The sequence below is a fragment of the Rickettsiella grylli genome (genome assembly GCF_000168295.1).
Classification (GTDB): Bacteria; Pseudomonadota; Gammaproteobacteria; order Diplorickettsiales; family Diplorickettsiaceae; genus Aquirickettsiella; species Aquirickettsiella grylli.
Map to the genome: position 1 here is coordinate 1,378,252 of NZ_AAQJ02000001.1, position 21,465 is coordinate 1,399,716.

The window sequence follows — 21,465 nt, forward strand, 5'->3', positions numbered from 1 at the left end:
TTTCGAATAAATAGAAGGATAGATGATTAAAACGACGTGCCAATCGCTAAAATTTTACTTAAACGAAGTTCGAGTAATTTTTCTATAGAAAAATAGTGAAGCATTTCTAATTGTTGAATGAGTTCGGCTTTAAGCCGATTAGCCATCTCATCAACATTGGCATGCGCGCCACCTAAAGGTTCTGGAATGACTGCATCTATCAATTTAAGTTGATACAGACGTTCTGCATTCATTGCCATTGCGTCCGCCGCGTCCGCTGCTTTTTCGGCACTTTTCCATAAAATAGACGCGCATCCCTCGGGTGAAATAACAGAATACACGCTATATTGCAACATCAAAATTCGATCGGCCACACCAATCGCTAAAGCACCTCCTGATCCGCCTTCGCCAATGATTGTGGAAATAATAGGAATTTTCAATTGAGACATTAACTGTAAGTTTTGTGCAATTGAGCCACTTTGATTACGTTCTTCTGCATCAACACCTGGATAAGCCCCGGGGGTATCAATAAAGGTTAATAGAGGCAGTTTAAATCGCTCCGCTAATTTCATTAACCGGATTGCCTTACGATAACCTTCTGGTTTTGGCATTCCAAAATTACGCTGAACCTTTTCATTCGTCATACGACCTTTCTGCTGACCAATAATAACAACAGGTTGTTCCTCTAAGCGCGCCACTCCTCCAATAATCGAAGCATCATCTGAAAACGCTCTATCGCCATGTAACTCGTCAAAATCAGAAAAAATTCGACTGATATAATCTAAAAAATAGGGTCTTTGGGGATGTCGTGCTAATTGAACAATTTGCCATGCACTTAATGAGCTAAAAACGGAATGGGTTAATTCGGTTTTTTTTTGCTCTAAACGTTTAATTTCTTCATCAACATTAAGCTCAGCATCGTTACCCAGCTTACGCAATTCTTCTATTTTGGCTGCAAGTTCTGCAATCGGTTGTTCAAAATCTAAAAAATTAAAGTGCATAGTTACTCACTTTTAATTGTATCAGGTCCTTCTGATGAAAGTTCATTTTCAAAATCATAATCAAATTCTTCTCGCAAGCGACGTTGCTCTAAATAATCTTCAATAGCACGGCGTTTTTCAAGCGAAAACCGAACGGGTGAGACCTTTGTTTTCTTGTTTAATGCATCTAAAGTTAACTCTTCAGGCCACGTGTCTAATTCTTCGTCTTCAATATCCAAGATATCAGGAGATAATTCGGTATCACACTTTTCATTACCATCCTCTTCTTCTAATAAAACCTCTGTTTCTTTATACTCCATAGATTCTACCTATTATATTAAAAGCAGCCTATTTCAGTACTACTTTAGTGCGTATAATACACCTTTGGCAAGTAGAACCTCTATCCTGTTATGAATAAACTTTTACCGCTCATCAAAAACATTCGTAACTGCCAACGTTGCGCGACTGACTTACCTTTTAATCCCAAGCCTATATTACAAGCACATCATCTCAGTCGTTTACTGATCGTAGGTCAAGCTCCTGGTGTTCGAGTCCACAAAACAGGCATTCCTTGGAATGATCCCAGTGGTGATCGTCTACGACATTGGATGAACGTCGATAAAAAAACATTTTATGATATTCGTCAAATCGCCATCATTCCCATGGGTTTCTGTTATCCCGGAAAAGGTCCCCTCGGGGATTTACCGCCACGAAAAGAATGCGCCCATTTCTGGCTTGACAAACTTTTAGCTGGCTTACCCAATATTCAATTGACTCTATTGATTGGCCAGTACGCACAACGCTATTATTTAGACAAACAGGTGAAAGCTAATTTAACCCAAACGGTCGCTTCCTTCGAAGATTATTTACCCATTTATTTCCCATTACCTCACCCATCGCCTCGTAACAATCGCTGGTTAAAAAAAAATCCATGGTTTCAGACAATCATCCTTCCTGTTTTACGTAACGTATGCACGGCATTACTCGAACCTCCTTAAAAAAATAATTAAACGTTGATTCATCGGTACGTGATGTTTCTTTTTCAACTCCTGTGATTAAAACGACAAAAATGGGATAGAGGATGTTATTGAGAGACCTTGCTGCAGCTATCGATATTTCCTTTCAGCGGCCAAGACAAGTTCAAGTGATAGAGAGTTGAGTCGATAAAAGAGTTATTAAGTAATGTTAGACTTAGTTTCTTTTGTCTTTTCAAAAAAAATATGAACTTTGTCTGTTGTCCACGTCGAAAATCCAGAGCCAAAAAAATCTTTATCCTCAGTCCAAATTGCACAATCTAAAGCTAATGCTGTTGCAGCAATAGGCCAGTCTTCGATATCGCGATTTTCCATCCTTTTTTGAGCTTCCTTACTATACATCTTATAAATTTCTTCATCTGCAATTTGAATTATACTTCTAAGATTAGAAAGTAAGGTTAATGCTGGTTTCAGGGGAATTTTTCTTTTTTCAAATAACAGAGGTAAATATTTTTCTGCATCAGCCCAACAACTATCTGGAGTAAAGAAATCAATGGCTTTCCTGTGGGTTATAAGTAAGTCCCTGACTTTGTTTCCCAAAATTGCACGAATAAGAATATTTGCATCTAATACTAAAATACGAGAAGACATTATTTAGTGTGTCTTTTTCGTAATGCCCTAAATTCAGTTAGTAACTCATTCTCCGTTATTCCATGAGATTTGAGTAATTTTTCAAGTTGAAGAGCAGCCTGTTTTAACTCATCTAACTCGGACTTTTCTGCATGGTGCCGTGTTGGAATATAATAACCGACCGTTTCACCATGGCGAGTGATCGCAACAGGTCTAGAGGTTAATAGATATTGATTTAAATGAGAACGAAACTCTCTCATTCCTACTTTCATTACATTTGAAGTCTTCATAAATAACGGCCTTTCAATTGTGTACCCATATGTACACATATAACATGCTTTAAAATTATAAGTCAAATTTTAAATCTAACTCGCCTCGTAACAATCGCTGGTTAAAAAAAATCCATGGTTTCAGACAATCATCCTTCCTGTTTTACGTAACGTATGCACGGCATTACTCGAACCTCCTTAAAAAACAATTAAACGTTGGTTCATCGGTACGTGATGTTTCTTTTTCAACGCCATTGATTATGAAAAACACAAAAATAGGATAGAAGATGTTATTGAGAGATATTGCTGCGCCGGCTGTCGATACGTGTCCTTTCAGCGGGCGCAAGGCAAGTTTCAAGTGATAGAGAGTTGAGTCGATTTAAGCTTTTTTATTATAATTAAACACTGCAATGACTCTTTTTTAGTTCTAAAATTAATCCTTTTTAGCGTCTACCTTTATTTTTTTTGCGGCTGCTTTTTCCTTTTTAGGAATAATAATTTTTAGTACACCTTGCTTTCCTTCGGCCGTTATTTTATCGGCATCAGCCGTATCTGGAAGTGCAAAACGACGATAAAAACATCCTTGTGATCGTTCAACGCGCGTATACCCCTTTTTTTCTTCTGTATGCGTTGCGACTCTTTCACCTTTAATGGTCAAAATACCGTTTTCCATCGAAATTTCTATATCTTTTGGATCCACGCCTGGAATATCTGCAAATAATAAAAAGCAAGTCGGTTCTTCTTTAATGTCTACGGCGGGTGCCCAATGACTTGTTTCAACCGTGGAGCTATCTTCAATGTGACCCGAGTCAAAGAGTTGGTCCCATTCTTGTGACAAACGATGTAATTGCTGTAATAAGGGGGTTCTGTATCGTATAATATTGGACATAGCGTTTCTCTCCCTGATCGAAATAGATTTAGTTTAGCGCAAAAAAACGCATTTTGCTGGTCTTTTTATTTCAGAGACTCCATTTTTTACGCGAAAAACAAATAAAGATCACTATTTTTTCTGGTATAGTAAAAACTTAACTTTTCATTTCAGCATTGATTGAAACAATAAAAAAGACTATTGATTATCGCATGCAAAATAAGTTTTTAGGTCACCTACATCCCCGTTATTGGTCAACCTGGCTAGGATTAGGTTTGCTCTATCTATTCACGAAACTCCCTTATTCCTTCCAATTAAAATTAGGTAAACATTTAGGACATATCGCCTATTATGGTTTGAAACGGTTTAGACACATTGGGAAAACGAATCTGAAACTGTGCTTTCCACACTTATCTCATAAAGAACAAACCCATTTACTCAAAAAACAATTTCAATCGTTAGGAATGGGGATTGTTGAATCGGCAATGGCATGGTGGATGCCTGATCATAGACTTCATTCGCTCATTCATGTACAAGGCTTAGAACATTTGCAAACGGCTATGGCGAGAAAAAAAGGAGTGCTTATCTTAAGTGGGCATTTTACCTCATTGGATATCTGCGGCCGTCTATTTTCGAACATTTTTCCAATGCATGTCGTTTATCGTGAGCAAAAAAATCAAATCATTGATCGATTATTAAAACAACATCGTCAGTTTAAATGGATGCAACCGATACATCGCCATGCCATCCGTCAAATTATAAAAACATTAAAACAAAATAAAGCCATTTGGTATGCAGCCGACCAAGATTATGGACCTCGACACAGTCTTTTTCCTCCTTTTTTTAACATTCCTGCCGCCACCATTTCAACACCGAGCCGTTACGCCCGACGGACAGGCGCTTCGGTGGTTACTTTATTTTACTATCGCCTTCCCAATGGGAACGGTTACCAAATTATTATCGGGCCGATTTTAGAAAATTTTGGCTGTAATGATTATAACGATACCTTGTGTTTTAACCGATTATTAGAAGACGCGGTACGCGCTCATCCGGAACAATATCTTTGGATACATCGACGCTTCAAAACAAGGCCGCAACATGAACCTTATCCCTATTAAATAAAACATGCATAATCGATTAATCGGTGGACTATTACTCATTACGGGTACCAGCATCGGTGGCGGCATGTTAGCACTACCTCTTGCGACAGCACAACTTGGGTTTATCTATGCTTTATTCCTTTTAATTCTATGTTGGGCCGTGATGACCGTCTCTGCATTACTCATTTTAGAAGTTAATCTTTGGCATCGTATTAATAGTAATTTAATGAGCATGGCTAAAACCACGTTAGGTCGACCAGGTCAAATCATTACCTGGTTCGTTTACTTATTACTACTTTATGCTTTATTAGCGGCTTATATTTCAGGCGGTAGTGATTTCTTGCAGCATCTTTTATCGCGCTATGATGTCCATTTATCCGTAAAAACTTCTGCTTTTTTAGTGGTTGGCGTTTTAAGTCTGATTGTTTACAGAGGATTAAGCGCGGTAGATTATGTGAATAGAAGCTTAATGTTTAGTAAATTATTCGGCTTTATTTTGTTAGTCATTTTTATTTTCCCATTTATTTCTACGCATTATTTATTAAAATTAGGACATTTTTATTCATTGAATCTCATTTTAACGAGTACAACAGTCATGATCACGTCATTTGGTTTTGCGATCATTGTTCCCAGTTTACGAAGTTATTTTCATAATGATTTATTCATGCTACGCAAAGCTATTTTAATAGGGAGCTTAGTTCCTTTATTTTGTTATATTTTATGGGAATTAACCATTATGGGCTCAATACCCACACAAGGCCGATGGGGTTTAATCACCCTCGCGCACTCATGTCACCCCACCGGCAATTTAATGGCAACGCTCAATCAGTTACTGAATAATCCTCTCATTAATTTTTTAGCCAAACTCTTTACATCACTTTGTTTTGCGACTTCTTTTTTAGGTGTCGCTTTAAGCTTATTTGATTTTTTCAGTGATGGATTACACATTGAAAAAAAAGGAGGTAAAAAATTAGTGCTCTATGTTTTCACTTTTTTACCCCCTTTAATAATAGCCAATCATTATCCTCATGTCTTTATCACCGCTTTATCTTATGCCGGTATACTCTGCGCTATTTTATTAATTCTCCTCCCTGCTGCCATGACCTGGAGTGGACGATATGTTAAAAAATATGTTTCAAACTATCACGTTGCTGGAGGAAGGCTTTTATTATTTGGTTTAATCGTCTTTTCTTTATTTATTATTAGTTTACCCTTCATTTATACTTAAGTAACTTATGACTCGAAAACAATGGGGCGGTATTTTATTAATTACGGGCAACGCCATAGGCGGCGGCATGTTAGCGTTACCACTTGTCACCGCGCAAACGGGTTTTTTAAATGCGTCATTTTTTTTAATCGCCTGTTGGGGTATTATGCTAGCAGGTGGTTTGTTGGTTTTAGAAGTTAATCTTTGGTTTCCTCCGAATAGTCATTTACTGTCCATGGCGCGAGCAACGTTAGGCGTATTCGGTGAAGTGATCGCGTGGTTCTGTTATTTATTATTGCTCTATGCTTTATTAGCCGCTTATATTTCAGGAGGCTCTGATTTTTTGCAAGGAATTTTACAAAAGATTAATATTCAGCTTTCCGTAATGGTTACTACGGGTTTATTCATACTGATTCTAGGACCTATTGTCTATAAAGGAATACATTCCGTTGATTTAATGAATCAAATTTTAATGGGTGGAAAATTATTTATTTTTTTTCTTTTAATTGTGTTTATATTTCCTTCAATCTCTATCAAACAATTAGGAATAAGCCACCATTATTTACCCCGTAGTCTTCCTATCATTATCACTTCGTTTGGTTTTGCAGCCATCATCCCGAGCTTACGGAGTTATTTCCATAGTGATGTTAAACAATTACGTTTAGTCATTATTTTGGGAAGTTTAATTCCTCTTATTTGTTATATTTTTTGGAATGCTGCCATTATGGGAATAATTCCTATCAGTAAACTATTTACACTGGCTCAATCCAGCCAATCAACCAGTCATTTAGCCAATACAATAAGCTACCTCTTAAATAAAAAAAATATTACTTTATTGGTTTGGCTTTTCACGTCCATTTGTTTAGCAACCTCTTTTTTGGGGGTTGGCATTAGCTTATCTGATTTTTTAATGGATGGCTTAAATTTAAATCCTACTGAAAAAAATAAATGTATTGTCTCTCTACTGACTTTTTTACCCCCTTTCATGATTGTCTTATTTTATCCCGCATCCTTTATGCTCGCTTTAAATTATGCAGGAATATGGTGCGTTATATTACTCGCTTTGCTGCCTGCATTAATGGCATGGTTCGGACGCTATAGACAATTCATAAAAGGGAACTATCAGGTCATGGGTGGAAAACTTTTATTAAGCATGGTCATTGCCTGTGCGTTTATTATTATTCTGCAAGCCATCCTTGTGAATATCATTTAAGTGAATTATAGGTAATGGGATCTTTTAATCCTTATCGTCAACGGGAAAACAACGTAATGGCTTACCAAAAAAAATATGCGGATGCGCTTCGGTTCTTAACATTAGATGCCGTAGAAAAAGCCAATTCAGGTCATCCTGGCATGCCAATGGGAATGGCGGACATCGCAACCGTTTTATGGAACGATTTTTTAGTGCATAACCCTAATAATCCCAATTGGAGCAATCGCGATCGTTTTATCTTATCAAACGGCCATGGATCGATGTTGCATTATGCGTTACTTCATTTAACAGGGTATGATCTTTCTTTGCATGAAATGAAGCGATTTCGCCAACTTCATTCTAAAACGCCCGGTCATCCTGAAGTTGGCTTAACTCCCGGCATAGAAACAACAACAGGTCCGCTCGGCCAAGGATTTGCAAATGCCGTCGGCATGGCATTAGCCGAAAAAAACTTGGCTGCTCATTTTAATCAGCCCTCTCATCTCATTATCGATCATTTTACGTATGTATTTCTAGGGGATGGCTGTTTAATGGAGGGTATTTCCCATGAAGCCGCTTCCTTAGCGGGATGTTTAGGTTTAGGTAAATTAATTGCTTTTTGGGACAATAATTCTATTTCTATTGATGGTCACGTTTCAGGTTGGTTTAAAGATAATACACCGGAACGTTTTAAGGCCTATCATTGGCACGTTATTTCTGATATTGATGGTCATGATCCCCAACAAATTAAAACAGCCATTGAAAAAGCGCGTGATATTACGGATAAACCGAGCCTACTTTGCTGTAAAACACAAATTGCATGGGGCGCTCCCCATTTCGTTGGAAGCCATCGTTCACATGGTGCCGCATTAGGAGAAAAAGAAGTTGCCGCTACGCGAATAGCGCTCCAATGGAATTATCCTCCTTTTGAAATACCCCAAGAAATTTACCACGCTTGGGATGCGCGTTCCAAAGGGGCGGCTTTAGAAAAAACGTGGGAAGAAAAATGGAATCGTTATCAATCAAAATTTCCCGAACTCGCAAACGAATATCAACGTAGAGTTGATAAAAAAATCCCTAAGAATTGGAACTTAGAAACCAAAAAATTGATAGAAAAAATTTTTAAAGATCCGCCCCAAAAAATAGCAACGCGCAAAGCTTCTCAAAATACACTGAATGCTTTTGCTCCTCTTTTACCTGAATTACTCGGGGGATCGGCTGATCTCACCGAATCAAATTCAACCTTTTGGAAGGGCGCTCAGGTTTTATCGAAAGAAAATCCTGCTGGTAATTACATCCATTATGGTGTACGTGAATTCGGGATGTCTGCCATGATGAATGGCATTGCACTGCATGGGGGATTTATCCCTTATGGCGGAACTTTTCTCGTTTTTAGTGATTATGCACGTAATGCTATTCGTTTGTCTGCTTTAATGAAACAAAAGGTTATTTTTGTTTATACACACGATTCGATTGGATTAGGAGAAGATGGTCCAACACATCAACCTATCGAACACCTGAATAGTTTACGTCTTATTCCTCAACTTTCTGTTTGGCGACCTTGTGATGCGTTAGAAACCGCTATCGCCTGGCAACAGGCAATACAACATGAAGGACCAACTTGTTTAGTATTGACTCGACAATCGGTACAGGCACAATCACACAATCTTGAAACGTTACAGTCGATTCATCGAGGCGCTTATATTCTTCTTGACAGTCCATCTCTACCCGAAGCGATTATCATCGCCACGGGCTCTGAAGTAAGTTTAGCCATAAACGCTGCACAAACGTTAAATCAAAACGGTAGACATATTAGAGTCGTATCGATACCCTGTGCTGATCGTTTTGAACAACAAGACGCTGCTTATAAAGCGAAAATTTTACCGAATTCCATCACTTTACGCGTCGCTATCGAAGCAGGGAATCCAGATTTTTGGTACCGTTATGTAGGCCTTAAGGGAAAAATCATTGGACTTCATCAATTTGGTGAATCTGCACCCGGATCAGATGTTTTTAAACATTTTGGCTTTACGACAGAAAACATAATTAAAACACTTAACCAATTATTAGCTGATGAAGCTTAAGGAATCATTATGACAATACGTGTTGCTATTAATGGTTATGGTCGCATTGGCCGTAATATTTTAAGAGCTTTTTTTGAAAATCCCACACTTCACGATATTCAAATTGTTGCTATCAATGATTTAGGTAATATTGATATTAATGCCTATCTGACATCCTATGATACCACGCACGGAAAATTTGCTGGAAGCATAACCATTGATAAGGACTGCCTCATCATTAATCATCAACCGATAAAAATCTTTTCCGAACGCGATCCAAAAAATTTACCATGGAAAGCACTGGATATTGATGTCGTTCACGAATGTACAGGTCTTTTCACTTCGGCGGAAAAAGCGGGGAAACATATCAAAGCAGGTGCAAAAAAAGTTATTATTTCGGCTCCTGCCGGCAAAGAAGTCGATGCAACAATTGTTTATGGCGTTAATCACCACATTTTAAAAAAAAGTCATACGATTATTTCTAATGCGTCATGCACCACGAATTGTTTAGCGCCTCTCGCTAAGGCGTTGCACGAAAATCTAGGAATCGTTCATGGTTTAATGACAACGATTCATGCCTATACCAATGATCAAGTGCTTATTGATACGTATCATTCTGATCTCTATCGTTCACGTTCAGCGACGCATTCGATGATCCCTACAAAAACAGGAGCCGCTTCTGCGCTGGGTTTAGTTTATCCTGAATTAGACGGGAAACTGGATGGTTTAGCAATTCGGGTTCCGACGTTAAACGTTTCTTTAGTTGATCTCAGTTTTCAAGCCGAACGAAAAACAACGTCTGATGAAGTTAATGCACTTTTAAAAAAGGCTTCTGAACATAATCCGTTGAAAGGGCTACTTAATTATAGTGAATTACCTTTGGTTTCTATCGATTATAACCACAATCCTGCTTCAGCAACCGTTGACGCAGTACAAACGCGTGTCATCGGCAATTTTGTTAAGGTACTTGCCTGGTATGACAATGAATGGGGATTTTCCAATAGAATGTTAGATGTAACCACTGCGTTGATGAATGTGTCTACCTAACCCTCTCAATGAATTTTAGCCTTTAAAAAACAGAAAATCGTCTATTCTTTTGTTAGGAATATAGTATAGACGCACTAAACAATGTTATAGTGTTAGGTTTAATTTCGCTCAATAATAGAGAGAATGAGTCCTATGGCACGAGTTACCGTTGAAGATTGTTTAAAAAAGGTTAAAAATCACTTTCAGCTAGTGATTATCGCCTCAAAACGAGCCAGGCAAATTGCCAAAGGCGGCATGGCCATGGTGAACCCCGAAAACGATAAACCTACCGTAATCGCCTTAAGAGAAATCGCCAGCGGAAGGCTCAATGATGCTGAAGAGCAAATTCAAGAAGGCAACATAGGTGGCTCACAGTCTACGGGCTTTTAAAAAATTGGGGGCGCTTACATGCATATGTTTAGTGACCTCAAACAAGAATTACAAACCTATTTATCACCGGCGCATATAAAGCAAGTTTATAGCGCCTATCAATTTGCAGCAAGGGCTCACTCGGGTCAAAAACGGCATAGTGGGGACCCTTATATTAGCCATCCTTTAGCCGTTGCAAAAATTCTCGCTCAAATGCGCATGGATGTACAAACCTTAATTGTTGCCATTTTACATGATGTTATTGAAGACACAGCCATCGAAAAAACCGTTTTAACAGCAACTTTCGGCCATGAAATAGCGGAACTCGTTGATGGAATGAGTAAACTGACACAAATTCAATTTCAAAGCCGCGCGGAAGCACAAGCTGAAAATTTTCGAAAAATGCTATTAGCTATGTCAAAAGATATCCGCATCATTATCATAAAATTAGCGGATAGATTGCATAATATGCGGACTTTATCAGCGGTCTCTTTAGAAAAACGGCATCGTATTGCTAAAGAAACATTGGATATCTATGCACCTATTGCACAACGATTAGGAGTGCATATGGTACGTATAGAATTAGAAGATCTTTGTTTTTTAAATCTTTATCCCTGGCGATACCGTATATTACAAGAAACAGTCCAGAAAAATCGACGAAAACATAAAACAAGCATTCATAAAATAGAATTTGCTTTAAAAGAATGTTTAGACAAACATCATTTACGTTTTCATGCCATTTGGCATAAAAAAAAGCATCTCTATCAAATTTACAAAAAAATGCATGAAAATCATTTAGCCTTTAATGAAATTATTGATATTCCTATTTTTAGTATCATCGTCGATACTATCGATAATTGTTATCGCGTGTTAGGTGCTGTACATAGCCTCTATAAACCATTACCTGATCACTTCCATGATTATATTGCATTGCCTAAAGCGAATGGTTATCGTGCATTACATACAACGTTATTTGGCCCAGAAGCAACATCCATCCATATACAAATTCGCACGACCACAATGGATAATGGCGCCGATCACGGCATTGTCAGTTATTGGTTAGAGGAAAAGACAAAAGCCCATGAACTACGTCCGCATTTAAGAGCACGAGAATGGCTTAAACGTTTACTGGATATTCAACAAACAACACCCAGTTCGCTTGAATTTTTGGAGACAGTGAAAATTGATCTTTTTCCTACGGATATTTATATTTTTACTCCCAAAGGTGACATCATTGAGCTCCCTCATAAAGCCACGCTTATCGATTTTGCTTACGCCATCCATTCGGATGTCGGTAATCACTGCATTGCGGCCAAAATAGATAAACATTTAGCGCCATTAAGTACCCATTTAAAAAGTGGTCAAACCGTCGAAATCATTACTGATTCGAAAACGTTTCCTGATGCGCACTGGTTAGAATTTGTGGCCACAGGACGTGCGCGTAGCCATATAAGACAATTTTTCAAAAATAAACAGCATAATGAAGCGGTACAACTTGGCCAACGTTTATTAGATAACAATTTAACTCCCTTAGGACAAGACTCTACACATATCCATCCTAAAAATCTAAATAAGACATTACAAAAATTTCAATATAATTCGTTAGAAAACCTACTTGAAGCAATTGGACTCGGTTATATTCATCCGGCTCTCGTGGCTCACTCCTTATGTAATTTGAAACTGAGCGCTAAAAATCCAATAAACGCTTTACCTTTATTTCTTAAAAATTCAGACAATAGTTTAATCCACTTTGCTGAATGCTGTCGACCTATTCCTGGTGATGAAATGAGAGGCTTACTTAATGCGGGACACGGCCTTACCGTGCATTTACAACGTTGTAAATATGCGGCACGACTGATTAAAAAAAATCCTGAAAGGGCCATTTTATGTCAATGGGAAAAACAAACCCATGGTTTTTTTAAAACAGATATTTACGTTGAAACGATAAATCAACACGGTGTATTAGCCTTATTAACGCATAATATTGCCAAGGCCGATGCAAATATTGAAAATATTAAAGTTGAAAGCCGTGATAGACAACATAGTATTATTCAATTTACATTATCCGTTATCAATCGTAAACATTTAGCCAAAGTCATTCGTTTTCTACGTGCAGTTCATTCTACTGTAAAAATTACTCGTCATCTTTTTTTATAAAACATTCTTTAAGAACTATTGTCATTAAAAAATTGACAGCGCATCGATTAATCTTACTTCTCCCACATAAACCGCTCCTAGACGTTTTCCCCAATAATCAGCAACATAATCGACTGTAAAGTTTAAAGCTTTTAATTGTTTTATGGCTTCTTCGGGATTCGAAGCATTTTTCAAAATAGAGGGAAAAAAGCTCGCTTGAAATCGTTGTTTTGAATTTAACCGTCTGTTTCTTGAACTGAATGCTAAGCCGTCTGTATCGCGAATCGTAGGACAACCCACAATTTCTGTTTCTAAAAAAAGAGCTTGAGCCATTTTTTTGATAAGCAATAATTGTTGAAAATCTTTTTCCCCGTAATAAGAACGTGTAGGCTTCACAATATTTAAATATTTTAATACGACAGTTAACATGCCTGTGAAATGTCCCGGACGAAATTTTCCTTCTAATTTTTTACTCACATGACTGGTATCTGAAATCCGAATTTGATAATCATCATCATAAATAATTTCTCTATCGAACAATAATAAATAATCTATTTTTTGTTTTCGTAATAAAACTTTATCTTCTTCAATGGTTCGCGAATAACAATTAAAATCCTTTCTGTGGTTAAATTGCGTATCATTGACAAAAATAGCCACGACAGTCGTTTCATTTTCAGCTTGCGAACGCGCACAAAGACTTAAATGTCCGGCATGTAAATGACCCATTGTATGCACGAAACCTATACTTTTATTACTCTTTTTTCTTATAGTGCGCCAATCTTCCCATTTAGTAACTATGTTCATGCTTAGGAAATTCTTTATATTTAACCGAATCACTATATTGATTAACGGCATCTAAAAACAATTGTTTACCGTCAAGAAATGGGTGGACAAATTTTGGTTTGAAATCCAAATTGAGTCCCAATAAATCTTGCAGAACTAAAACTTGCCCATCGGTATCAACACCTGCACCGATACCTATTGTTGCAATTTTTAAAGACGCCGTTATCTCTTTTGCAAGTTGTGAGGGAACACATTCAAGCACTAAAGCAAAACAACCCGCTTGTTCTAAAGCGATGGCCTCCTGTTTAAGCCGTTCTGACTGAGCAAAGGTTTTTCCTTGAACTTTATATCCTCCTAAACAATGAATAAATTGAGGTGTTAAGCCGATATGACCCATCACTGGAATGCCTGATTCAACTAAATGCGTTATGAGGGAAAGATTTCCTGCCGAACCTTCTAACTTAACTGCCGATGCACCTGCTCGTATTAATTTTTGTGCCGTTATAACATTGCGATTCATCGACAAACGGTAACTTAAAAAAGGAAGATCACTAATAATAAACTTTGAAGGCGCTCCCCGAGCCACTGCCGCCGTATGAAGTTCCATCATAGGCACTGTAGCCATCACCGTATTTTTAAAGCCATGCATCGTCATAGCGAGACTATCACCCACTAATAACGCATCTAAGGAAGAACTATTAAGGATTTTGGCGGAACTATAATCGTAACACGTTAAAATTACGATTTTCTCTTGAATTATTTTTTTCTTTACAAATTCTAAAACGTTCATACGTTAATACTAAAAAATAGTCGTAACGTAGAAACATTAGGTACCTGTCGCATGATCAAGTCCTCAGCTATTTTTCGAAATGTTGTCTCCGCCATCAAGGCGAGAAGTAGATTCAGTTTAAAGCGCGCCGATTAAATGATCAAGCTTGACTGTTTTATTTTAAGTTTCTTAAGGCTAAAACGACACATTGATGGATTCACTTTGCATTCGACTTGCCACTATTTTCAACAATTGTTGTGCGATGATTTGTTTAGTGGCGCACGTTAAATGGATAGGTTTATCTTTAGATAAAACAGTCACTTCATTTTTATCACTATCAAAACCAATATGTTTTTGACTGACGTCATTCACAACCATTAAATCAATATTTTTGTTTTTTCGTTTTTCTTCTGAAAATTTTAAGGTATATTCAGTTTCAGCAGAAAAACCAACGAATAAAGGTCGGGGTTGTAAGTTCATTTGACTCACGGACGCTAAAATATCAATCGTCGGTTTTAATTTCAACGTTAACAGTTCGTTTGTTTTTTTTATTTTCTGTAATACCGGATTTACAATGTGATAATCCGCTACTGCTGCAGTGCTTATAAAAATGGCCTGACCGCTGATTTCTTTTTTAACAGCCGTTAACATTTCTTCAGCTGTTTTCACGGCTATAAATTTCAACTTCCCAGGAGGAAATAAAGTAACAGGCCCACTGATTAGTGTCACATCAGCACCCGCATCAACCGCCGCTTGGGCTAACGCAAAGCCCATTTTACCTGAACTACGATTGGATAAATACCGTACTGGATCAATAGGCTCTTGAGTAGGACCTGCAGTAATTAAAACTTTTTGGTCTTTTAAGTAGGGCCTCACCCACATTTTTGATACCGTATCCACTATCTCTAAAGGTTCCAGCATACGACCCAAACCAAACTCACCACACGCCTGACTCCCTTCCGCAGGCCCTAAAAATAAGTAACCTCTTTCTTTCAGCGTGCAAACATTCGCTTGGGTTATCTGATTCGACCACATCGCTTGATTCATAGCCGGTGCAATAATTAAACGTTTATCCGTGGCTAAACATAATGTACTCAATAAATCATCCGCAAAACCATGCGCTAATTTAGCAATGATCTGCGCTGTAGCCGGTGCTATTAAAATATAATCAGGCCAACGCGCAAGCGTGATATGATTCATATTCATTTCAGCTTCAACATCGACAAGCGCTTCATACACTGGATGTTGTGACACCGCTTGTAATGTCAAAGGAGTAACAAAAGCTTTGCCACAACTCGTTAGAACAACTTTAATGTCATAATCACGTTCTTTAAACTTTCTGACAAGTTCAGGTGTTTTATAAGCCGCTATACTCCCTGTAATACCTAATAAAATTTTTTTTTTCATCAATTCAGAATATCAGAATAATGGAAGCATTCATGTATGTTTCAATTTTTTAAATTTATTTTCTAAAAATATAAACCGACTTGTAATGTCACTGTATTACCGCTTTTTCCTGTTCCATTCATTGGATTAAAGCCTAAACTTGACTGACCATAGGCGCTATCTGTTTCACGATAATCAATATCATGTCGAAACTCTAAACTTTCGATAGTATCTTTCCAAAGTGATGTGCTGACTGTTGCCGTATATCGTTTCTTAGGAATAAGCAAAGCTAACGCATCTTTGGACTCATCAAATCCAATAATCACCGCACTCGGTTTTTCTAACACATTAAATTTATATTCGGCTTCTGCGTAAATAGCGGATGGTTTAGCACCCTCTCCATTAAAGGATAATACGGTTTGAGAAAATGAACGACTCGCTGTCACATATTCGCCTGTAATACTGAAATTTTGAATACTCAATGTCCCTCGCGCATCTAAACCCGACACCGGGTCAAGCATTTCAGTATTACCACTGGTGGCAAATCCTTCAAAATTATTAGGGCCACTATTACCATTATGCTGCATTCCAATCGAATCCGCGATATTACGAATAAAACTTCCTGCTATATCAATATTCCAATGCGGTTTAGTCAATAGATATTCTGCATTCAGACCATAATTCCGTAGGCCATAATTTTCCATACTGGTCCGGCTTGGGCCTCTAAAAACAAACGCTGACAGATTTAAATTATTTTCATCATTCAATTGTTTTGATAACCCTAAAGCGAGCGCTCTGGCTTTTGTTCTACCCAAAATTTTGGTAAAGGGATCACTAATCATTGAAGATGAATATTGACCAAATGTCACGTAAAACTGCCCCATCGTCACATACAAAGGAAATTGAGTCAGATTCCCTATAGTTAAAAACCCTCGCTCTAAAAGCACGCGAGAATTATCAATTCGTCTTGGCGACATATCTGTAGGAAGTGTATTATCGTAAACAAAAGCAATAAGCCCTGTCATCCAACTATTTACCAAAATTTCGGTGTCTAATTCAATACCCGTTAAATCGATATCGGTCATCGAATTATTCTGAAAATTGCCATGATGCTGAGTATGATACAGTTGTGATTCTACTTTTCCGCTCAGATTAACAACAGGCGTGTCTGGGGGCACGTGTTTTATTTGTGCGAGATAATTAAAAATTTGTTTTCGTTGCTGTAATAAATTGAGATCTTCATTCACATAAGGTTGATTAACCACTAAATCAGAAGCGTTATATGCGGAGTTAATCCCTATAAAAGGTGAACTGATAACCGGTGTCCCGATAATAAAAAAAGGGTGCAAGGAAGTAACCAATTTTTGGTGCGCTACAACTTCATTAAAGGATTGCATATTGGGATTCGACTGCCTTCGCAACGTAGCGATTTGATTCTCCACACGCTGTAACTTAGACTCTAAAACTTGATTTTTATAGGCTAATCTTCTTATTTCATCGGATTGAGTTGTTTCATCCGCTAAGGTCATGTTTCCTTGAAAAATTAAAAACCCGCCGACTATAAGTGCGATAAATTTATAGGGGTTAGCGAACATAAGGATACCTTATTATTTAAAATAAGCGGAGCCCCTATGTATCAAAAAAAACGAATAAACGCAAGTTTTACAGTAGAGTGATTGCAGTAAAAATTAGTTTCTGGCTTTTACCACTTCCTATTCATTTTTTCCGTCTCCACCGACTGGCAAGGATATTGAGCCATTCCACAAATACTGAGAACGCAATAGCAAAATAAAGGTACGCACGAGGCACATGTAGCCCAAAACCATCTGCCACTAAAACTAAACCAATGAGTAATAAAAAACTTAAACCAAGAATTTTTAAATTTGGATAATTATTAATAAAATGATTGATTGGTTCACTCACGCTTATCATTAATGCAATACTGATAATAATAGCAAGTGCCATAATTACAAACTCTTGAGCCATCCCTATTGCTGTAATGACGCTATCTAATGAAAATATTATATCGAGCAACATAATCTGGATAATAACCATTAAAAACCGCGAATAGCGGCGGCGGGTGCTACTTTTTTTTTCTGTGGCTGTAACGTTAAAGTGAAGTTCAGTTGTTCCTTTTCCTAATAAAAACAACCCACCTAAAATAAGTATTAAATCCCTCACTGAAAAACGATGACCTAATAAACTAAAAAGAGGTTGTGTAAATTGCGTCATCCACGCTAACGTAATCAACAAAAGCAAACGTGTTAAACAGGCAAGTAATAAACCAAGCCGACGGGCTAAACGTTGCTGTGCGTGGGGAAGTCCGTTCGTTACAATAGAGATAAAAATAAGATTATCAATTCCTAAAATGATTTCTAATGCCGTTAAGGTCAGTAAACTAAACCAAGCTTCAAAAGAAAAAATGAGGTCTATCATAGCAACTTTTTAAAGTCTTAAAGCGTACCCTACTCGGTACAACGGATGCTATTAGTTTATTTAAAGAATAGAACAGTCGTTTAAAAAATCTACGGTCTCTAATTTTACTTTATTTGTTAAAAAAGCCCGCTAACGCGGGCTTAATACTTTATTTATTAATGGTAATGTCGCTTTTAAGCAAATTTAATACTTGCACGTAATTGACCCACTGTTGATTTATTATTGGTTGCTCCCTGACGGATAACCGTTCCCGCCGGCGGTATACCTGTGGTGCTATCTGTTGTTATAACTCCTTCACCTTCATCATAATCCCTGTCCTGGAATACCGCTATTCCCAAATCAAACCATTTCGCTAAATTGACCATGTAATCTGCGTAAATGCGCTGTTCCGGCAAGAATGTTGCTAAATGCGTTGTTTTTTGATACCCAATTGCAAACCGCGATTGATGGGCTGCGACTGGGAACGTTAATCCCGCTTCCAAACCCCATACAGTAGGTTTGCCTAATTCTGCGGGTGGATTCTCTAACACTTGAAATCCCGGCGAAGAATTTCCACTTAAAAAGAAAGGGTTCGCTAAACTACTTGTTGTCCGAACAAAATGGCCATTGGCATCAAACGGTCCGAATGTAACATCTGCGTTCACATTCCATGCAGGAACTTTTTTATCAGGCAATCCCGGAACCGTCGTACCTTCAATTAATGAATTCATATAATAGGAAGATAAGAAGTTCGAATCCGCTATATTTGCAATATAACCGGCGTTAATATTAAATTTGCTGTGACATCGGCTGTATCCCCAACCTAAATCAACACCGCCATTTTGTATACGGCGTGTCGAGCCTCCATCAGAAATCTTAGGATTCCCTGCAAACGTATATAACGAACCATATAATCCGTTCATTGCAACAAACCCTAATTGAGCAGCGGTTGCCGTAATCTCAGTAAATAACTGTGTTGGATTTTCTTGTGTTACAAACCCATAAGGATCATAAGCACCAAACGGAATATATTCCTTACCCACTCTAAAATAAATAGGAGAAGCCATAAAATTGCCTATTGTCGCATACGCTGTATCTATTGCTGTTCGGTTCAATGGATGATAAACAAAGAACGAATTAGCGATTTGATAAGGGCCCGTTGAGCCTGGAATGCTTGATAAAGAACTATACACGACAGACATATTGGCCGTTACCCAATTATTAACGCGTGCATCAACAAAGAAATTGGCATTATTTAATAATAAATCGCTCGCACGACCCGACGTCGGAATCGTTAATGTGTTAGGCGGTACCGAATCTGGGTTTATCGGTAAAAATGGATTATATGCTGGATTAAATGTCCAAAAAACAGGTGGCTTATTACCCAAATAAACATCAGTATTTATCCATCCGCTCACGTTAATGCGGCACGTCCAACCACACGGTTGATCAAAACCACCGGGTTGATTTCGATCCAGAATCATATCAATTTTATTGACTTGATAGCGCATCAAATCCATTTGATAGGATGTATCCATCACATACGGCTGCATTGCCAATACGGGCCCGCTAAGCCCTAATGTTACGAGGGAAGCAACAATCGCTTTGAGTTTCATCCTAAACTATCTCCTTGTAGAATTAATAATTCCATATCATTTTTTTGCTAAATCTAAGAAAGAAATCTTTTAAATTCGCTAAAAACTTTTTCGCTAGACTTGCCCATTAAATTTACACAGAAAAGCAATTCTAATCACTCTATCTTAACAGCAGTTAATCAGCATCTCAACAGAATAACTATACTTTTATTAAACTTGTAAAAAGCCCGCTAACGCGGGCTTAATACTTTATTTATTAATGGTAATGTCGCTTTTAAGCAAATTTAATACTTGCACGTAATTGACCCACTGTTGATTTATTATTGGTTGCTCCCTGACGGATAACCGTTCCCGCCGGCGGTATACCTGTGGTGCTATCTGTTGTTATAACTCCTTCACCTTCATCATAATCCCTGTCCTGGAATACCGCTATTCCCAAATCAAACCATTTCGCTAAATTGACCATGTAATCTGCGTAAATGCGCTGTTCCGGCAAGAATGTTGCTAAATGCGTTGTTTTTTGATACCCAATTGCAAACCGCGATTGATGGGCTGCGACTGGGAACGTTAATCCCGCTTCCAAACCCCATACAGTAGGTTTGCCTAATTCTGCGGGTGGATTCTCTAACACTTGAAATCCCGGCGAAGAATTTCCACTTAAAAAGAAAGGGTTCGCTAAACTACTTGTTGTCCGAACAAAATGGCCATTGGCATCAAACGGTCCGAATGTAACATCTGCGTTCACATTCCATGCAGGAACTTTTTTATCAGGCAATCCCGGAACCGTCGTACCTTCAATTAATGAATTCATATAATAGGAAGATAAGAAGTTCGAATCCGCTATATTTGCAATATAACCGGCGTTAATATTAAATTTGCTGTGACATCGGCTGTATCCCCAACCTAAATCAACACCGCCATTTTGTATACGGCGTGTCGAGCCTCCATCAGAAATCTTAGGATTCCCTGCAAACGTATATAACGAACCATATAATCCGTTCATTGCAACAAACCCTAATTGAGCAGCGGTTGCCGTAATCTCAGTAAATAACTGTGTTGGATTTTCTTGTGTTACAAACCCATAAGGATCATAAGCACCAAACGGAATATATTCCTTACCCACTCTAAAATAAATAGGAGAAGCCATAAAATTGCCTATTGTCGCATACGCTGTATCTATTGCTGTTCGGTTCAATGGATGATAAACAAAGAACGAATTAGCGATTTGATAAGGGCCCGTTGAGCCTGGAATGCTTGATAAAGAACTATACACGACAGACATATTGGCCGTTACCCAATTATTAACGCGTGCATCAACAAAGAAATTGGCATTATTTAATAATAAATCGCTCGCACGACCCGACGTCGGAATCGTTAATGTGTTAGGCGGTACCGAATCTGGGTTTATCGGTAAAAATGGATTATATGCTGGATTAAATGTCCAAAAAACAGGTGGCTTATTACCCAAATAAACATCAGTATTTATCCATCCGCTCACGTTAATGCGGCACGTCCAACCACACGGTTGATCAAAACCACCGGGTTGATTTCGATCCAGAATCATATCAATTTTATTGACTTGATAGCGCATCAAATCCATTTGATAGGATGTATCCATCACATACGGCTGCATTGCCAATACGGGCCCGCTAAGCCCTAATGTTACGAGGGAAGCAACAATCGCTTTGAGTTTCATACTCATCCATCTCCTTAATAGGTTGTTA

General features: G+C 38.0%; 20 protein-coding genes. 8 read left to right on the plus strand and 12 right to left on the minus strand.

The features are described 5' to 3' along the window. Window positions 1-26 precede the first annotated feature (26 nt). Window positions 27-980: an acetyl-CoA carboxylase carboxyltransferase subunit alpha gene (locus RICGR_RS06385; protein WP_006035607.1), complete on the minus strand. Its 954-nt coding sequence runs from the start codon at window positions 978-980 to the stop codon at window positions 27-29. 2 nt (window positions 981-982) lie between these two features. Continuing rightward, on the minus strand, window positions 983-1,279 hold the full coding sequence (locus RICGR_RS06390) for a PA3496 family putative envelope integrity protein (protein WP_006035203.1): 297 nt from the start codon (window positions 1,277-1,279) through the stop codon (window positions 983-985). Between the two features lie 90 nt (window positions 1,280-1,369). Between RICGR_RS06390 and RICGR_RS06395 the strand changes: the two genes are divergently transcribed. Beyond that, a complete protein-coding gene (locus RICGR_RS06395) occupies window positions 1,370-1,957 on the plus strand; it encodes a uracil-DNA glycosylase family protein (protein ID WP_006035136.1) in 588 nt (195 codons plus the stop codon). A gap of 177 nt (window positions 1,958-2,134) precedes the next feature. Here the strand turns inward: RICGR_RS06395 and RICGR_RS06400 are convergent, their stop codons facing one another. From RICGR_RS06400 to RICGR_RS06410, 3 genes are all read right to left on the minus strand, one after another. Then, a complete protein-coding gene (locus RICGR_RS06400) occupies window positions 2,135-2,584 on the minus strand; it encodes a PIN domain-containing protein (RefSeq protein ID WP_006035360.1) in 450 nt (149 codons plus the stop codon). Next, window positions 2,584-2,853, minus strand: a complete 270-nt coding sequence (locus RICGR_RS06405) for a prevent-host-death protein (RefSeq protein WP_040615238.1) — start codon at window positions 2,851-2,853, stop codon at window positions 2,584-2,586. Before RICGR_RS06405 ends, RICGR_RS06400 begins: the two co-directional genes overlap by 1 nt. Window positions 2,854-3,265: 412 nt before the next feature. Further along, on the minus strand, window positions 3,266-3,721 hold the full coding sequence (locus RICGR_RS06410) for an Hsp20/alpha crystallin family protein (protein ID WP_006035935.1): 456 nt from the start codon (window positions 3,719-3,721) through the stop codon (window positions 3,266-3,268). 191 nt (window positions 3,722-3,912) lie between these two features. Between RICGR_RS06410 and lpxL the strand changes: the two genes are divergently transcribed. From lpxL to RICGR_RS06445, 7 genes are all read left to right on the plus strand, one after another. Next, on the plus strand, window positions 3,913-4,818 hold the full coding sequence (lpxL, locus tag RICGR_RS06415; RefSeq protein ID WP_006035368.1) for an LpxL/LpxP family Kdo(2)-lipid IV(A) lauroyl/palmitoleoyl acyltransferase: 906 nt from the start codon (window positions 3,913-3,915) through the stop codon (window positions 4,816-4,818). Between the two features lie 7 nt (window positions 4,819-4,825). Continuing rightward, window positions 4,826-6,028, plus strand: a complete 1,203-nt coding sequence (locus tag RICGR_RS06420; protein ID WP_006035743.1) for an amino acid permease — start codon at window positions 4,826-4,828, stop codon at window positions 6,026-6,028. A gap of 7 nt (window positions 6,029-6,035) precedes the next feature. Next, window positions 6,036-7,220 carry an amino acid permease gene (locus tag RICGR_RS06425; RefSeq protein WP_006035332.1) on the plus strand — a complete coding sequence of 395 codons (1,185 nt, stop codon included), beginning with the start codon at window positions 6,036-6,038 and terminating at the stop codon, window positions 7,218-7,220. Window positions 7,221-7,276: 56 nt separating this feature from the next. Then, window positions 7,277-9,283: a transketolase gene (tkt, locus tag RICGR_RS06430; RefSeq protein ID WP_006035495.1), complete on the plus strand. Its 2,007-nt coding sequence runs from the start codon at window positions 7,277-7,279 to the stop codon at window positions 9,281-9,283. A 9-nt stretch (window positions 9,284-9,292) separates the two neighbouring features. Further along, complete coding sequence (gene gap, locus RICGR_RS06435; protein WP_006035966.1) at window positions 9,293-10,309, plus strand: type I glyceraldehyde-3-phosphate dehydrogenase; 1,017 nt, start codon at window positions 9,293-9,295, stop codon at window positions 10,307-10,309. 132 nt (window positions 10,310-10,441) lie between these two features. Continuing rightward, on the plus strand, window positions 10,442-10,678 hold the full coding sequence (gene rpoZ / locus RICGR_RS06440) for a DNA-directed RNA polymerase subunit omega (protein ID WP_006035668.1): 237 nt from the start codon (window positions 10,442-10,444) through the stop codon (window positions 10,676-10,678). 18 nt (window positions 10,679-10,696) lie between these two features. Then, window positions 10,697-12,814: a RelA/SpoT family protein gene (locus tag RICGR_RS06445; protein ID WP_040615240.1), complete on the plus strand. Its 2,118-nt coding sequence runs from the start codon at window positions 10,697-10,699 to the stop codon at window positions 12,812-12,814. A gap of 24 nt (window positions 12,815-12,838) precedes the next feature. Here the strand turns inward: RICGR_RS06445 and panC are convergent, their stop codons facing one another. The 7 genes from panC to RICGR_RS06480 all read right to left on the minus strand — a co-directional run bounded on the left by panC (window position 12,839) and on the right by RICGR_RS06480 (window position 21,443). Further along, window positions 12,839-13,597 carry a pantoate--beta-alanine ligase gene (panC, locus tag RICGR_RS06450; RefSeq protein ID WP_040615242.1) on the minus strand — a complete coding sequence of 253 codons (759 nt, stop codon included), beginning with the start codon at window positions 13,595-13,597 and terminating at the stop codon, window positions 12,839-12,841. Then, the gene (gene panB / locus RICGR_RS06455; RefSeq protein WP_006035707.1) at window positions 13,581-14,366 is read right to left on the minus strand and encodes a 3-methyl-2-oxobutanoate hydroxymethyltransferase; all 786 of its coding nucleotides are present in this window, start codon (window positions 14,364-14,366) and stop codon (window positions 13,581-13,583) included. The genes panC and panB overlap by 17 nt, the downstream gene beginning before the upstream one ends. A gap of 174 nt (window positions 14,367-14,540) precedes the next feature. Then, complete coding sequence (gene coaBC / locus RICGR_RS06460) at window positions 14,541-15,752, minus strand: bifunctional phosphopantothenoylcysteine decarboxylase/phosphopantothenate--cysteine ligase CoaBC (protein WP_040615243.1); 1,212 nt, start codon at window positions 15,750-15,752, stop codon at window positions 14,541-14,543. 62 nt (window positions 15,753-15,814) lie between these two features. Further along, a complete protein-coding gene (locus RICGR_RS06465; RefSeq protein ID WP_006035924.1) occupies window positions 15,815-17,326 on the minus strand; it encodes an LbtU family siderophore porin in 1,512 nt (503 codons plus the stop codon). Window positions 17,327-17,447: 121 nt separating this feature from the next. Continuing rightward, window positions 17,448-18,167, minus strand: coding sequence for a TerC family protein (locus RICGR_RS06470; protein ID WP_006034858.1), 720 nt, complete (start codon window positions 18,165-18,167; stop codon window positions 17,448-17,450). A gap of 173 nt (window positions 18,168-18,340) precedes the next feature. Continuing rightward, entirely contained in the window at window positions 18,341-19,762 is a 1,422-nt protein-coding gene (locus RICGR_RS06475; protein ID WP_006034694.1) for an LbtU family siderophore porin, read from the minus strand. A 253-nt stretch (window positions 19,763-20,015) separates the two neighbouring features. Continuing rightward, window positions 20,016-21,443 (minus strand): LbtU family siderophore porin, encoded by a 1,428-nt coding sequence (locus tag RICGR_RS06480; RefSeq protein WP_240992244.1) that lies wholly within the window; start codon window positions 21,441-21,443, stop codon window positions 20,016-20,018. Between the last annotated feature and the right edge of the window lie 22 nt (window positions 21,444-21,465).

What these genes read in the sequence shown, in the direction of transcription:
- RICGR_RS06385 (WP_006035607.1), bottom strand. Translation starts at nt 980, where the DNA reads ATGCACTTTAATTTTTTAGATTTTGAACAACCGATTGCAGAACTTGCA.
- RICGR_RS06390 (WP_006035203.1), bottom strand. Translation starts at nt 1,279, where the DNA reads ATGGAGTATAAAGAAACAGAGGTTTTATTAGAAGAAGAGGATGGTAAT.
- RICGR_RS06395 (WP_006035136.1), top strand. Translation starts at nt 1,370, where the DNA reads ATGAATAAACTTTTACCGCTCATCAAAAACATTCGTAACTGCCAACGT.
- RICGR_RS06400 (WP_006035360.1), bottom strand. Translation starts at nt 2,584, where the DNA reads ATGTCTTCTCGTATTTTAGTATTAGATGCAAATATTCTTATTCGTGCA.
- RICGR_RS06405 (WP_040615238.1), bottom strand. Translation starts at nt 2,853, where the DNA reads ATGAAGACTTCAAATGTAATGAAAGTAGGAATGAGAGAGTTTCGTTCT.
- RICGR_RS06410 (WP_006035935.1), bottom strand. Translation starts at nt 3,721, where the DNA reads ATGTCCAATATTATACGATACAGAACCCCCTTATTACAGCAATTACAT.
- lpxL (WP_006035368.1), top strand. Translation starts at nt 3,913, where the DNA reads ATGCAAAATAAGTTTTTAGGTCACCTACATCCCCGTTATTGGTCAACC.
- RICGR_RS06420 (WP_006035743.1), top strand. Translation starts at nt 4,826, where the DNA reads ATGCATAATCGATTAATCGGTGGACTATTACTCATTACGGGTACCAGC.
- RICGR_RS06425 (WP_006035332.1), top strand. Translation starts at nt 6,036, where the DNA reads ATGACTCGAAAACAATGGGGCGGTATTTTATTAATTACGGGCAACGCC.
- tkt (WP_006035495.1), top strand. Translation starts at nt 7,277, where the DNA reads ATGGCTTACCAAAAAAAATATGCGGATGCGCTTCGGTTCTTAACATTA.
- gap (WP_006035966.1), top strand. Translation starts at nt 9,293, where the DNA reads ATGACAATACGTGTTGCTATTAATGGTTATGGTCGCATTGGCCGTAAT.
- rpoZ (WP_006035668.1), top strand. Translation starts at nt 10,442, where the DNA reads ATGGCACGAGTTACCGTTGAAGATTGTTTAAAAAAGGTTAAAAATCAC.
- RICGR_RS06445 (WP_040615240.1), top strand. Translation starts at nt 10,697, where the DNA reads ATGCATATGTTTAGTGACCTCAAACAAGAATTACAAACCTATTTATCA.
- panC (WP_040615242.1), bottom strand. Translation starts at nt 13,597, where the DNA reads ATGAACATAGTTACTAAATGGGAAGATTGGCGCACTATAAGAAAAAAG.
- panB (WP_006035707.1), bottom strand. Translation starts at nt 14,366, where the DNA reads ATGAACGTTTTAGAATTTGTAAAGAAAAAAATAATTCAAGAGAAAATC.
- coaBC (WP_040615243.1), bottom strand. Translation starts at nt 15,752, where the DNA reads ATGAAAAAAAAAATTTTATTAGGTATTACAGGGAGTATAGCGGCTTAT.
- RICGR_RS06465 (WP_006035924.1), bottom strand. Translation starts at nt 17,326, where the DNA reads ATGTTCGCTAACCCCTATAAATTTATCGCACTTATAGTCGGCGGGTTT.
- RICGR_RS06470 (WP_006034858.1), bottom strand. Translation starts at nt 18,167, where the DNA reads ATGATAGACCTCATTTTTTCTTTTGAAGCTTGGTTTAGTTTACTGACC.
- RICGR_RS06475 (WP_006034694.1), bottom strand. Translation starts at nt 19,762, where the DNA reads ATGAAACTCAAAGCGATTGTTGCTTCCCTCGTAACATTAGGGCTTAGC.
- RICGR_RS06480 (WP_240992244.1), bottom strand. Translation starts at nt 21,443, where the DNA reads ATGAGTATGAAACTCAAAGCGATTGTTGCTTCCCTCGTAACATTAGGG.